The organism is Idiomarina sp. T82-3 (assembly GCF_001577655.1).
Classification (GTDB): domain Bacteria; phylum Pseudomonadota; class Gammaproteobacteria; order Enterobacterales; family Alteromonadaceae; genus Idiomarina; species Idiomarina baltica.
In genome coordinates this window covers 1-13,662 of the sequence record NZ_LSBQ01000018.1, presented here as the reverse complement: position 1 = coordinate 13,662, position 13,662 = coordinate 1, and the positions used below count along the sequence as shown (strand labels likewise).

The 13,662-nt window shown below is 47.0% G+C and carries 12 protein-coding genes; 5 read left to right on the top strand and 7 right to left on the bottom strand.

Translation table 11 applies throughout. The features are described 5' to 3' along the window. Window positions 1-106 precede the first annotated feature (106 nt). Together AWU56_RS10295 and AWU56_RS10290 are read left to right on the top strand one after the other, a co-directional pair. The gene (locus tag AWU56_RS10295) at window positions 107-2,008 is read left to right on the top strand and encodes a metallophosphoesterase family protein (protein WP_286682472.1); all 1,902 of its coding nucleotides are present in this window, start codon (window positions 107-109) and stop codon (window positions 2,006-2,008) included. Beyond that, window positions 2,005-2,970, top strand: a complete 966-nt coding sequence (locus AWU56_RS10290) for a hypothetical protein (protein ID WP_286682471.1) — start codon at window positions 2,005-2,007, stop codon at window positions 2,968-2,970. The genes AWU56_RS10295 and AWU56_RS10290 overlap by 4 nt, the downstream gene beginning before the upstream one ends. Before the next feature lie 10 nt (window positions 2,971-2,980). On the opposite strand, the gene AWU56_RS10285 is transcribed toward AWU56_RS10290, so the two are convergent. The 7 genes from AWU56_RS10285 to AWU56_RS10255 all read right to left on the bottom strand — a co-directional run bounded on the left by AWU56_RS10285 (window position 2,981) and on the right by AWU56_RS10255 (window position 8,800). Further along, window positions 2,981-5,209, bottom strand: coding sequence for a glycosyltransferase (locus AWU56_RS10285; RefSeq protein WP_286682470.1), 2,229 nt, complete (start codon window positions 5,207-5,209; stop codon window positions 2,981-2,983). Then, the gene (locus tag AWU56_RS10280; protein ID WP_272978124.1) at window positions 5,206-6,255 is read right to left on the bottom strand and encodes a lysylphosphatidylglycerol synthase transmembrane domain-containing protein; all 1,050 of its coding nucleotides are present in this window, start codon (window positions 6,253-6,255) and stop codon (window positions 5,206-5,208) included. Before AWU56_RS10280 ends, AWU56_RS10285 begins: the two co-directional genes overlap by 4 nt. Continuing rightward, a complete protein-coding gene (locus tag AWU56_RS10275) occupies window positions 6,255-6,929 on the bottom strand; it encodes an SDR family oxidoreductase (protein ID WP_006954000.1) in 675 nt (224 codons plus the stop codon). The genes AWU56_RS10280 and AWU56_RS10275 overlap by 1 nt, the downstream gene beginning before the upstream one ends. Before the next feature lie 58 nt (window positions 6,930-6,987). Beyond that, window positions 6,988-7,356, bottom strand: coding sequence for a diacylglycerol kinase (locus AWU56_RS10270; RefSeq protein ID WP_006954002.1), 369 nt, complete (start codon window positions 7,354-7,356; stop codon window positions 6,988-6,990). Window positions 7,357-7,372: 16 nt separating this feature from the next. Further along, window positions 7,373-8,077 carry a ZIP family metal transporter gene (locus tag AWU56_RS10265; RefSeq protein ID WP_286682469.1) on the bottom strand — a complete coding sequence of 235 codons (705 nt, stop codon included), beginning with the start codon at window positions 8,075-8,077 and terminating at the stop codon, window positions 7,373-7,375. Window positions 8,078-8,160: 83 nt separating this feature from the next. Beyond that, on the bottom strand, window positions 8,161-8,379 hold the full coding sequence (locus AWU56_RS10260; protein ID WP_006954006.1) for a helix-turn-helix transcriptional regulator: 219 nt from the start codon (window positions 8,377-8,379) through the stop codon (window positions 8,161-8,163). 1 nt (window position 8,380) lies between these two features. Then, window positions 8,381-8,800: a hypothetical protein gene (locus AWU56_RS10255; protein WP_286682468.1), complete on the bottom strand. Its 420-nt coding sequence runs from the start codon at window positions 8,798-8,800 to the stop codon at window positions 8,381-8,383. Window positions 8,801-8,976: 176 nt separating this feature from the next. On the opposite strand from AWU56_RS10255, the gene AWU56_RS10250 reads away from it, so the two are divergent. The 3 genes from AWU56_RS10250 to AWU56_RS10240 all read left to right on the top strand — a co-directional run bounded on the left by AWU56_RS10250 (window position 8,977) and on the right by AWU56_RS10240 (window position 13,603). Continuing rightward, window positions 8,977-9,624: a cupin domain-containing protein gene (locus AWU56_RS10250; RefSeq protein WP_286682467.1), complete on the top strand. Its 648-nt coding sequence runs from the start codon at window positions 8,977-8,979 to the stop codon at window positions 9,622-9,624. A 73-nt stretch (window positions 9,625-9,697) separates the two neighbouring features. Then, window positions 9,698-11,290, top strand: a complete 1,593-nt coding sequence (locus AWU56_RS10245; protein WP_006954012.1) for an ABC-F family ATPase — start codon at window positions 9,698-9,700, stop codon at window positions 11,288-11,290. Between the two features lie 138 nt (window positions 11,291-11,428). Continuing rightward, window positions 11,429-13,603, top strand: coding sequence for a S41 family peptidase (locus AWU56_RS10240; RefSeq protein WP_286682466.1), 2,175 nt, complete (start codon window positions 11,429-11,431; stop codon window positions 13,601-13,603). Window positions 13,604-13,662: the final 59 nt, after the last annotated feature.

The window sequence follows — 13,662 nt, the reverse complement described above, 5'->3', positions numbered from 1 at the left end:
CTTTGTTGTTATTTTGTAACTATTAAGTTAACAGACTGTCCTGAATTGCGAAACTTTGATAGAACAGTATTTCGACCGAACATGCCTAACTTGAGACAAAGCCAAAATGAAGAATGAATCGACTTTAAAAGACTTACCGCAACTGCTCTGCGGTCCCTTAGTTCGGCATGTTGAGTCTGATCATTTTTACTTGTGGCTGGTCACGAAAAGCGACCATGTTCCTCAGGTGGAATGTAGTATCGATGAGACGCCGGTCGATATCAAACAAACAGACCGAGTCATTGCTATTGGCAAGCATGCTTATGTGATGTTGATAAGGGTCGAGCCTGCTCAACCGCTTGCCCACAACCAACGAATCGGTTACGACCTGGTTTGGCCTACCGAAAACGAACGTTTATCAGAACAACACGACTTCTTGCTTTATTCAGGACAAACATGTCCGCAGTTTGTTTATAAAGAGACGATTGACCAACTGCTTCATGGCTCATGTCGCCGCCCTCGTCATCCCGCTGATGATGGGTTATCACGTGCTGATAAAGAGATTGAGGCACACCTCGATCGCCCCTCGAAACGAGCGGGTATTCTTCTGCACACAGGGGATCAAGTCTACGTCGATGATGTCGCTGGCCCGATGTTGGCATCCATACACGCATTAATTGAAGTACTAAAGCTATCTGATGAGACTTTGCCCGATGATCAACTGAATCAACTGGATGACTTAATTCAACACCCAAATGGCTATTACAGCCGCCAATCCTTGCTACCGGATACTAAAGCGAATGAAGCGCTGACTGAGAAATTTTTTGGTGGCGTGAAAAAACCGATTTTTACCTCAGCACACGCGGGTAACCACCTGATTACTGCCGCTGAAGTCTTCGCCATGTATCTGCTCTGTTGGTCACCCACGCCTTGGCGTTTAATCAAGGTGCAACAACCGTCGCAGTTAAACCAAGAACAACAAAAGCGCTTTACCGATGAACAGGCAACCGTTGATAAATTCGTTAAAACATTGCCTCAAGCAGCGCGTGCCATGGCACACAGCATCAGCTATATGATGTTTGACGATCACGATGTGACCGATGACTGGAACTTATCAGCCGCTTGGGAGCTCACGGCCTACCACCATCCTTTTTCAAAACGTATTGTCGGCAACGCGCTGTGGGGCTATTTAATTTTTCAAGGTTGGGGCAACCAGCCCGAAGTGGTAACCCCCCTTATGGATGCCACTGCACAATTACTTGAAAAGCCATTAACTGAGCAACCGGAAGAGCACGATCAACTTATTGAGCAACTGCTGGATTGGGAGCAATGGCAGTTCACCCTAGACACGCAACCCAAAATTCTTGTGCTCGATACCCGTACCCGCCGCTGGCGAAGTGAACGTAGCATCCGCAAGCCATCGGGATTAATGGACTGGGAATCTCTAATGGAGATGCAGCACCAAATTATGGATCAAGAGGCTGTGATTTTAGTGTCCCCGGCGCCGATTTTTGGCGTGAAACTAATAGAAGCAATCCAAACGGTGTTTACCGCGTTGGGTAAGCCACTCGTTGTCGATGCTGAAAACTGGATGGCGCACAACGGTGCCGCCAATACCTTACTTAATATCTTTTCCCACAAACGCACACCGCAAAAGTTCACGATTCTGTCGGGTGACGTGCACTATTCATTTGTATACGACGTGCAGTTGCGACGCGAAAAGGCTGAATCGTCGATTTGGCAAATTACCAGTAGTGGCGTTAAAAACGAGTTTCCGAACACTTTATTAGAGTGGCTCGATCGTATGAACCGCTGGCTATACTCCCCACGATCACCTCTCAACTGGCTAACTAAACGACGCCGTTTCGCCGTGTCTCCACGGCTGCCGACCGGCCGTGATGCCGGCGAGCGACTCTGGAACCACTCCGGTATCGGCTGGGTCAGTTTTGATCAGGACGGCGCTCCGTCGCGTATCCGACAATTAAATGCAGACGGTAACGAAACCGAGTTTCTAAAGGAGGAGTCATGAGTCAACCTAAGGCCTCAGAATGGCAACGTTTCGAACGATACAGCGATAAGCAGACTCATTATCAAGTTGCAATTATTACCGATGAGGACCAATCGTCTAAAATTCAATTAGACGGTGGTCAATCGGCTTGGCACTCACGTTTACGGATTGATGAAGTGGCTCGTCAAGTCGACTCAGCTACAGGTGATGTGCAGTATCATTTCCATGACCTTCCGCCAGACGATACCCATGAATATTCTTTAGTTTCACTGATCGCTGAAGGTGACCGGGGGGCGGAGTTCTCTGAACTTGTTCAGTTTGGTAAGCACTTACTTACTTTTGATGATCGAACGGGACTTGTATGTGAGGTCCGCAACTATAGTCAATTAGTTCCTCGTCAGATATTGATGACTGGCAGTGGGGACGAAGAGTTCAAGGGCTTTAAAAGCGAGTGGGCTACCTTAAAAGACAATCACCTCTTCATCGGAAGTCATGGTAAACGTCCACAAGAAGAGTGGATTAAGGTGATTGGCCGTCACTACGGTTTGCAAAGTGTCGACTGGCACGAAAACTATCAAAAAATACGCGAAGCAGCAGGAGTCTCTGGCGAAGGTTATATTATTCACGAGGCGGCGGAGTGGCACCCCGTTCTAAAAAAATGGCTATTTTTTCCACGTAAGTTATCCAACCAACCGTTTGACCCCGAACATGATGAGCGTGAATGTGGTAACAACCGATTGTTTATTTGCAGTGAGGACTTTTCCCATATTCAAGTCATTGAGGTCGGTCAACGTCATCCTGAGCGCGGCGTATCTTCTATCAAACTTGTTCCCGGCCGACAGAACGAGTGTATCGGGCTAAAAAGCGTGGAAATTGGCGACCGTACCGAAACCTATTTTTTCGCGTTTGATCTAACTGGCCGCGTGCTGCAACAAGACACGTTAATTGGCCACTACAAATGCGAAGGTATAGAGATTCTGTAGTGTTTTATCGTTAGTCGCGCTTATCCTTATTATTGAATCGCGCTAAAGTTTCACCGTAGACACACTCAACATGGCGAGTAAACGCCTCCACAGAGTAGTCCGCAGCGAACCTAAGTGCTTGTTTACCGAGTCGCTCACGAAGCTCATCGTCATTGATGAGCTTAACCACTTGCTCACTCCAACGGTCTTGTTTTGCAGGCGTTTTATAGCCGTTAATATCATCTTCGACGACATCTTCTATACCGCTCGAGCGCACAGCAACAACGGGCATACCCGCAGCCATCGCCTCAAGAATAACCATACCTTGAGTTTCAGACTGCGAGGCAAACACAAATAAGTCACCCAACGCATACCATTCAGGCATGTCCTTGGGCGGTACCGCACCCACTAACTGAACACAGTCAGTGAGTCCATTGTCATCAATCCGCTGTTGCAGATAGTCGCGCTGATGTCCTTCACCGATTTGCAGCAAGCGCACAGGCTTATTTGCACGCTTACGAATATCGACCATCGCGTCTATCATGAAATCGATATTTTTTTCGTCAGAGAGACGCGCCACACTTACCAATATACATTCGTCGTCACTCATAGACTGTGACGCTTTTATTGACTTAATCTTATCGTGGCTGACTTTTTGAAAGCGCTGATACTCAATGCCCGTTGGTTGTACGTAGATAGGTCGCGTCACACCAATCATACGCAAATACTCTTCAACCGACTGGGTGGGCACAATCACACTATCGCATTTGTTGGCAAAACGACGCACCATAATATGCGCAATGATATTTCTAAATAGATGGCCCGGCAGCATGACATAGTGCGCGTAATGCTCTAACCGTGTGTGGTAGGTGTAAACGACGGGTACTTTCAAACGCTTAGCCATATAAACACCAAGCGAACCTATCCAGAACGGATGATGCACGTGAATAATATCAGGCTTGAGTGCTTTCACCTTTTGTCTCACTACGCGTGAAAATAAATGCGCGAACTGGAATTCACTGTTTTCACCAAATGAAAACCAATTGGGCATACGAATAACATGCGCTTCATCGGTACGCGCATTCGCGTATTTGGGTGCTACGATCGAGATCTTATGACCTAGATGCTTTAGACCGACTCTTAAGCGCTCGATAGAAATAGGTACACCGCCGATGAACGGCAAATAGTTGTTAGTGAACATCACGATGTTTAGTGGCTTACTTAACCATGGCTTCGGGTCGATATCATAATCAGGATAATAAGACTTGCCCACGAACACCATTTGATACAGCTTTACGCTCACAAGTAGCAGTGCGCTTACGATAAGAATAAAGTTGATGTAGCCTGCATAAAGCAAAGAGTAGATAAAGAACCAGAGGCTTTCGAGTATTTTGAGCACCGGATGTTGACCGACTTCAAGCTCATTCACATTCACCTCGATACCGGCATCTGTTACACGCACCATCAAGTAATGGTAGAAGCTGTTATCGTGATTAAGTACTAAGCCACCTGCACCACCCGTGATATAAAATGGCGTACCTTTGTACATGACTTTATCGTAAATCGATAAATGACTGGAAAATACCGCGTCAACTGAATGCTGCTCGACCAGTTGCAATAGCCCAGAGCGAAAACCCAATGGTTGTAAAAAGTCATCCTCCGTCGCAAACAAGGTCTCGTTTTTCGGCTGCACCGGGGGGTGAGATACAAAAATAAAGCGGTGCTTAGACTCATCAGCGCGCAAAATATCCGTCAACCAACGCAACTGCCACTGCCATGGCGTTTTACCCGTACTATCCAAAAAGATAAAACGCGTGCTGTCTGCTACAAAGCTAAAAAAGTGAGGGCCAAAATGTTCGTAGTAGCGAAAACTACCAAACTCGTCGTATTCATTGTCACCAAAGGTGAGCAAATAAGGTTTATTCAAGTGTGAAAGACTGCCATAGAGCGCGCGATATTTATCCTCTCCACCACCGCTGACCGCATTACCAGCAGATACGACAAAGTCGATATCAGCTTGATTTAATTCAGGAATGATCCGCTGCTCAAAGATACCAATCGAATTGTTAATATTGCCGAGTACCGCAAACTGATAATCTGAATCTCCTTGTAAGCGACTACTGATGCTGGCGACCTGTTCACTGTGTACTACCTCAAATTCTGGTTGGCTAAAATTCAAATAAATCTTATAGCCGATAACCAGCCCCACAATGACGACATTGACGTAAAACAGTATCTTCAGCCATTGATTTTTATTCATGCGCCCTTCCTGCGACTTGCCAACATCTCATACTGCAACGTCACCATGCCAATCAGCATGCCCAAATAAATAGTGATAAAGCGCCAGCTAAAGATAATTAATAATAAATGATGACTTTGCACAAACTGTGCGAAAAACGAACCGAAAACTCCCTCAGAAACGCCTGATGCTCCGGGGGTTGGTGCAAAATACATGACAAAGGTAGTCACCACCAAAAGACCAACGGACTGCCAATAAGGAACCGTATAGTCGAGTCCCCATAATAGAATAGCGGGGAAGCTGAAGAGGCTTAATAAAAAGACAACCGTGAAAAACACAGAGCCCCACACATAGAGCGGTTTGCCCTTACAATAATCTCGAAAACTGCCAGCAAAACGGAGCATTTCACGTTTGCTCCAAAAGCCAAGTACACGGCATTTATGTGCACTAATTAAATTGACTGTCGCAAGTACTCTAAGCACGCCGTTGATTGGCGCAATCAGCCAGTGGGTTTTAAACAGCACCATCGCAAAGAATGCTAAGTAAGCCGTGACCAATATAGCAAGCGAGCCGCCAATGCCTTTAGACAAAGTTGAGTCAGAAAGTGCAGGCAGTGTCAGCAATAACACCGGCGTAAATGTGAAGATAAAAATCACCGCTAACACAGTCCGAATCGTTGTGGCTGCCGTCGCACGTCCCACCGGCACGCCCTGCTTCGCCAAATACCACACTTGCGCAAAGCCTCCACCGGTCGCCATCGGAGTAACATTGGAAAAAAACATATTAATAAAAATCAGCCGAGTCATTGGCGCTGCCGGCACACGATACCCCAGTGCCCGTAAAGTAAAATAGAGGCGCAATCCGTCACTGGCGAAATAAACAATTAGTAGCGCCAGTAAACTGAGCAACACCGCAGGTTGCAATAACTGGCTATCAAATTGTAGCTCGGCACCTTGGAAAAACTGCTGAATGCTGTAAAAACCGAGAGCCGTTAATACAACAAAGAGGCCACTGAAAATCAGCAGCCTCTTCCACGCGATAGGTTGTTTCTCTGTGTTGATAGGCATTAGTAGCCAGGCATTAAAAACACTTCGCGAACACAGTTACGCGGGTGCGCATTAAGCGCATGTAAGACCGCGTCGGCGACATCTTGAGGGTCTAATTTATCCGGTTTGGGCTCATCAAAGAACGGCGTATTGACCATACCCGGTGCAATCACCGTGCAGCGTCCGCTCCATTCGCGCATCTCTTCCGCTAAGTTTTGGGCAAAACCATGCACAAACCACTTGCTTGCCCCGTAGACAGAGCCCTTAATCGCTGTGCGACCGGCTGCCGAACCGGTCATAATAAAGTGACCCGTGGATTTCTTTAAGTGTGGCAAAGTAAGCTTGGCGGTATAAAGTAATGCATTGATATTAAGATCAATCATTTCGCGCCACTCGTTAGGGTCGCCATTTTCAGTGCCTGCAGCGTTTAATCCTTTGCCCGCATTAGCGAACACGGCATCCAGTTGACCAAACTGATCAACGGTTTGCTGCACCACGCGCTCCAGTTGCTGATAGTCCGTTACATCGGCCGCAATGGGTAATACGTGCTCAGCGCCCAAATCATTTGCCAATGCTTGCAGCTTATCTTCACTGCGAGCGGTTGCCACAACCTTGTAACCTTGCTTTACTGCTTCTTTCGCGGTGGCTTCGCCAATACCCGAAGAGGCGCCTGTAATCAACAATACTTTGGCCATGGAAACTACTCCTTTCGGTTTGTTAAAGTCGTTCTTACGATAAATTCGATTAAACGGTTTAGCTCGGCGCTAAAAACAAGATACTCACCCATGTGATTAACATCAGCAGAATCGAAATGAAAACCGCTGCCGAGGCAATATCCTTTGCTTTACCACTCAGCTCATGAAAGTCAGGGCCAATACGATCAACGACCGCTTCAATAGCAGAGTTCAATAATTCAGTGATCAACACAATCCCGTAAGTGATGATCAATAGCAGTTTGGCAATCAAACCTGTCTGAACAAATAGCAGTGTGGGGACAATAATAATAAGCAACGCACATTCTTGTCTAAATGCAGCTTCACTTCGGAGTGCGGCGACTAAACCACGGAAAGAATAACGGTTCGCATTAATGATTCTGCGTAAACCTTTTTGACTTGGCTTCACTTAACGTTTCCTTGTTTTAACCGAGTAGTTGATTACCTAATAAACCAATAATAAATCCAAATACAGCGCCTAGCGGCGGCGTCCAATAACGTGGCATGGTCGATTGCGGCGCAATATCTTGAAAAATAAGATAGAGAATACCACCTGAAGCAGTCGCCATGATAGCGGCTGTCGCCTCGGTGTAGTCAGCGAGCACCCAGTGCCCAGTGAGTGCCGCCAGAGGGCCGATAAACGCCACCAGAAAAAAGCCCACTAAACGCTTTTTCTCAGACAACTTAGAACCTTGGAGTTCCCTAAAGGCATTAAAACCTTCAGGTAGATTTTGCAAACCGATAAATAGCGCCAGTAACATGCCAAACTCGGGCTTGATTGCAAACATCGCACCCAAACTCAAAGCTTCTGGAATAAAATCCAACAACATTGCCAGTAGTTGGGAGGCTTGGCTTGCCTGCTTTGCTAGCCATTGGTCAACTAAACAGAACAGGACACCGCCAGCCATAAATGCCAACGCGACAGCCCAGACGGGCAAGTTATTGTTGGCCTCCGGTAACAATGCAAACATAACCGCGGAAAGTAGGATCCCTCCACCGATGGCGACAACGCCATGCACTAATTTCTGTTTATTCGCAGATTCGGCCGACCCCTCCCACTTGGCTAACAAAGCGCCTAAGAACGCCGTAAAACCGGCTAGCCAGGTTAAGGCAATCATGTTCAAAATCATACAGTGCTCCCTTGCACAATGATTCAAGCCATCTTAAAACAAGCGGCCTATGTTAAAAAGCTCGATGCGTGATTAAAAACACATTAGGAAGTCGCACTCTCGTCAAACCAGAATACATCTTCAAGGCGTTGCCCAAAAACGCGCGCTATCAGAAATGCAGTTTCAAGTGAGGGTGAATAACGTCGTTGTTCAATTGCCGCAATGGTCTGACGCGTTAAATTAACCTTGTCGCCGAGTTCAGCCTGGGTCATTCCACCGTGTTGTTCGCGCAAAGCACGCACACAGTTATCAATGGGCAACATATTAATAACCCCGTCGATAGCCGATAATTTCTACAACGTACTCCGCAGCTTGCGCCACCACTAAACTCAACAATGCCATCAAAAACAGAAGATCTCCGTGTTGATGCACCAGATACGTCATTAAACTAGAAACAATGAGTACACCCAACAAGATACCAGAATAGGCATCCGCACGTTGTTGAATGGTTTTCTCGCGTTCATCTGCGGAGCGATTCGCCGACTTGCGGTCAACAAGCGCTAACGCGATCTGACCGACAATACTCAGCACAATGAGCCCCACCGTTAAACGTGTAAAGACCGAAACCGCTGGCGGCCACTGGCTTGTTGAATTAAAGCCCTGCACAACCTCGAAAGTAAGACCGCCACCGACCAATAAAGTAATGATTAACATCAGCCATGCTGATTTTTCACGAAATGCCATAACCCACCCACCATGTTAAAAATAGTTAACACTTGAAGATTAGATTCATCGCCTTATGATATCAAATATTTTTAACACCGCAGAAAAAAAGATTATAATTATCCATCAAAGTGAGCCATATATTATGTTTTTTACGTAATTGTAGTCAGTTCCGTTAGTCAGCCGGCAGAGTCATTGTGTTAAATTTAGATTTTCAGCAACGTGTTGTCATTAATACTTCCGAACAAGATTGGATCGATAGCCCCTCAGCAGGCGTGAAGCGTAAACTACTCGAGCGAGAAGAGGCTGAGCGTGGTCGCGCAACCAGTATCGTTGAATATAAGCCCGGCGCATCGTTTAATACCCACTCACACCCTTTGGGTGAAGAAATACTGGTGCTTTCGGGTGTTTTTTCTGACGAATATGGTGACTATCCAACGGGTACCTATCTCAGAAATCCGCCCGGCAGTAGCCATGCCCCTTTTAGTAAAGAGGGTTGCGTATTATTGGTAAAACTCCACCAGTTCCAACACGATGATACCGCCACAGTCAGAGTTAATACTCAGCAGACGGACTGGCTAGCAGGTCAAGGCCGACTCCAGGTGATGCCGTTACATAGTCACGGCACCGAACACGTCGCACTCGTAAAATGGCCACACAATGAAAGATTTAAGCCTCATAGACACCTCGGTGGCGAAGAAATATTTGTGTTGTCCGGCGAATTTTGCGATGAACACGGTCGCTATCCTAGAGGAACCTGGCTCCGTAACCCACATATGAGCGTTCACCACCCGTTCGTGGATGAAGAAACCGTTATCTGGGTCAAAACAGGACATTTAGGATAAATGCAATCTTCCTTTGTCATTTGCGCCCAAAACGCGTAGATTACGCGCCTATTTTTTATTCAGGTGCGTAAACGTGATTTCTGCTTCAAACATCACCATGCAATTTGGTGCAAAACCTCTATTCGAAAACATATCAGTGAAATTTGGCGAAGGTAACCGCTACGGTCTGATCGGCGCCAACGGCTGCGGTAAATCGACGTTTATGCGCATCCTCAGCGGCGACCAAGAGCCCTCGTCTGGCAATGTATCCACTGATCCAAACATGCGCGTCGGTAAATTGAGGCAGGATCAGTTCGCTTATGAGCAATTCAGTGTCGTTGATACCGTTATCATGGGTCACGAGGAACTGTGGCAAGTAAAATCAGAACGCGATCGTATTTATAGCTTACCTGAAATGAGCGAAGAAGACGGCATGCGTGTTGCTGATCTTGAAGTCGCATTTGCCGAAATGGACGGTTACACAGCAGAGTCACGCGCAGGCGAACTATTACTCGGTGTTGGTATTCCGCTCGAAGCGCACTTTGGCTTGATGAGCGAACTTGCACCGGGTCTGAAATTGCGGGTTTTGCTCGCACAGGTCTTGTTTTCAGAACCTGATATTATGTTACTGGACGAACCGACCAACAACTTGGATATCAATACGATTCGTTGGCTAGAAACGGTACTCAATGAACGCCAAGCGACGATGATCATTATTTCGCACGATCGGCACTTCCTAAACAGCGTGTGCACCCACATGGCTGACATCGATTACGGCGAGTTACGCGTGTATCCAGGTAACTACGACCAGTACATGTTCGCCGCAACACAGGCACGCGAACAACTGCTGAATGAGAATGCGCGTAAAAAGGATAAAATCGCCGAACTGCAACAGTTTGTCAGCCGATTCTCTGCTAACGCATCAAAAGCCAAACAAGCGACCTCGCGGGCAAAACAGATTGAGAAGATTCAATTAGCCGAAGTCAAAGCATCGAGCCGAGTGAGCCCATACATTCGTTTCGAGCAAGAAAAGAAACTTTATCGCTTAGCACTCGAGATCGAGGGACTCAATAAGTCCTTTGGTGACTTACACGTATTAAAAGATTTGAACGCCATGGTCGAAGTCGGCGAAAAGGTCGCCATACTCGGCGCTAACGGTATCGGCAAAACCACGCTGCTGAAGTGTTTGGTCGATCAATACGCAGCTGACGATGGCATCATTAAGTGGTCTGAAAACGTTAATATTGGTTATTATGCACAAGACCATGCCGACTGGTTCAAACAGGAAATGACCGTATTTGATTGGATGAGCCAGTGGAAGCAACCACACCATGATGAGCAGGCAATTCGCGGCGTATTGGGTCGCATGTTGTTCTCTCAGGACGATATCAAAAAGCCGGTGTCGATTTTATCGGGTGGGGAAAAAGGACGTATGATCTTCGGCAAGCTCATTATGCAGCGTCCCAACGTATTAGTGATGGATGAGCCGACCAACCACTTGGATATGGAATCAATTGAAGCACTCAACCTAGCTCTCGAAAATTACGATGGAACAGTGCTCTTCGTCAGTCATGACCGCGAGTTTGTATCGTCACTGGCATCTCGTATTATTGAATTAACCGACAAAGGCATGCGTGACTTCTCGGGAAGTTACGACGACTATTTGAAACAACTTCAATCCGCTTAAGTTAATTAGTTAAAAAATGGTACGTCGCGCAAAATGCGCGACCTACCGAGTAATGAGCTGAACCTCCGTACCCGACCTCATATTTTTGCTACCATCAACAAAATTTTAATAATTCTAACTAAAATAGGTAGTTAAACTATGAAACGACTGGTAACCAGCCTGCTTGTTTCTGCGGCCTTTGGCGCCTCTGCGTCAAACGGAGCTCCAGAACGACCGCTAATCATGCAACCCGAAATCAGCCCCGATGGCACCCAAATCGCCTTCAGTTATCAAGGTGATATCTGGACCATGTCAACGTCGGGTACCCATCCCAACCGTTTAACCATCCACGAGGGCTATGAGAGCTCACCAAAGTGGTCGAAAGACGGTAAAACCATCGCATTCAGTAGTGACCGATTTGGTAATGACGATGTGTTTGTGATGCCTAGCCAAGGCGGTCGACCCGATCGTTTGACCTATCATAGTGCGCCTGATCGTGTGCTTGGGTTTGGTCACGACAACCAAGTGCTATTTAATACGCGTCGTTTATACGCTGAAGTTGAGCGTGAGTGGGAAGTTTACGGCGTTGCGCCCAGTGGCGATGCAACCGAAGCACGGTTTATGGATGCGCTCGGTTTTGACGCGGTGGTATCGCCTGACGGCAAAAAAATTGCTTTTGTTCGAGGCACATGCCGCATTTCACGCGAAGATTATCGCGGTCCGGCAAACCGCAATATCTGGATTTACGATACCGAAACGGGTGAATACGAGCAATTGACCGACTTTGATGGCAACGACTTTATGCCACAATGGTCTAGTAACAACGAGCTGTATTTTATTTCATCGCGCGCGGGCAAATACAACGTGTTTAGGCAGAAGTTGGGTTCAAACCGCGCCGAGCAAATTACTGATGAGCGCGAGTTTGGCGTCGAGCACTTCAGCATCGATAAACAGGCCAATCACCTTGTTTATCAAGCCGCCGATAAAGTGCAATTAATAGCCGGTAGCAAGCGTCAATCACTCAACCTATCGATTCCTACAGACTTTCGTTTTGACCCGGTCACCAACAAGTCAACCACCAACGCTTTGGATGAGTACAGTGTCTCACCCAACGGTAAGTTGATTTCTTATGTTGTGCGGGGCGACGTATTTGTTAAGCGCAACGATAAAGAAGATAAGCGCTCGGTCAGACTCACCACGGGTGCCGCACGCGACAGAGATGTTGCTTGGTTAGACGACAACACCGTGTTGTTTGTTTCGGACCGCGATGGTCAAAATGATATTTTTGCAGTGACATCAGCGGATTCTGAAGAGCCAAACCTATTTAGGTCGTTAAAGCATTCAGTTAAACCGGTAACGCGCACAGATGCCGAAGAACATGAGCCTTTGGTCTCGCCAGATGGTAAAAAAGTGGCTTACCGTGAAGGTCGTGGAAAACTCATTGTCGCGGATGTAGCCGATGATCAGTCACTGACCAACCCCGTGGTGCTATTAGACGGCTGGGCAACACCGAGCGGTGTCAGCTGGTCGCCAGACAGCCAGTGGTTAGCCTACGCTAAATCTGACTTATCATTTAACAGCGAAATCTTTATTCATGCGGCGGATAACTCTCAAGAACCCGTTAACGTCAGCATGCATCCAAAAGGCGATTACAGCCCAGTCTGGTCTCCGGATGGCAGCAAGTTAGGCTTTAGTTCCATGCGGAACAATGGCGATTACGACATTTGGTTTGCATGGTTAAAAGAAAGCGATTGGCAACGCTCGCAAGAGGAGTGGAAACGCGACGAGTTTGTTGAGGAAACTGCGGATGCCAAAGAATCTGAAGACGATTCGGACGCTGCGGAAGACGCCGTTGAGCCTATGCAGATTGATTTGGACGGCATCTATAAACGGCTTGTTCAAGTAACACGTTTTGCAGGTAACGAATCCGGTTTAGCGTTCGACAAAGAAGGCGAGCACGTTTATTACACCATTGGTGGTGCCGGTCGCCAGAACTTCGAGATGGACCAAGACCTGTTCAAAATTAAGTGGAATGGCGAAGACAAAGAGCACATTATTAAAGGCGACCAAAGCCCTCGCAGCTTATCGCTAAGTACCGATGGCAAAAGCCTTTTTGCACTTGTCGAACGCGGCACTTTAGTGAAGGTAGATACCAAAAAGGACGAACCAGAAACCTTATCGACGGTATCTCAACAAACCATCGAGCATATGGCCGAACGGGCGCAGATCTTTGATGAGGCGTGGCAAGCGCTGAACGCAGGTTTCTATGACCCTGAATTTCACGGTAACGACTGGTGTCAACAACGGGTGAAAACTGATCCACTTTTGTCCTAAAATCAACGGAGTAAAAGTGATCCACCCTTAGCTAATTTTATACTTCAGACGCCGGCTAC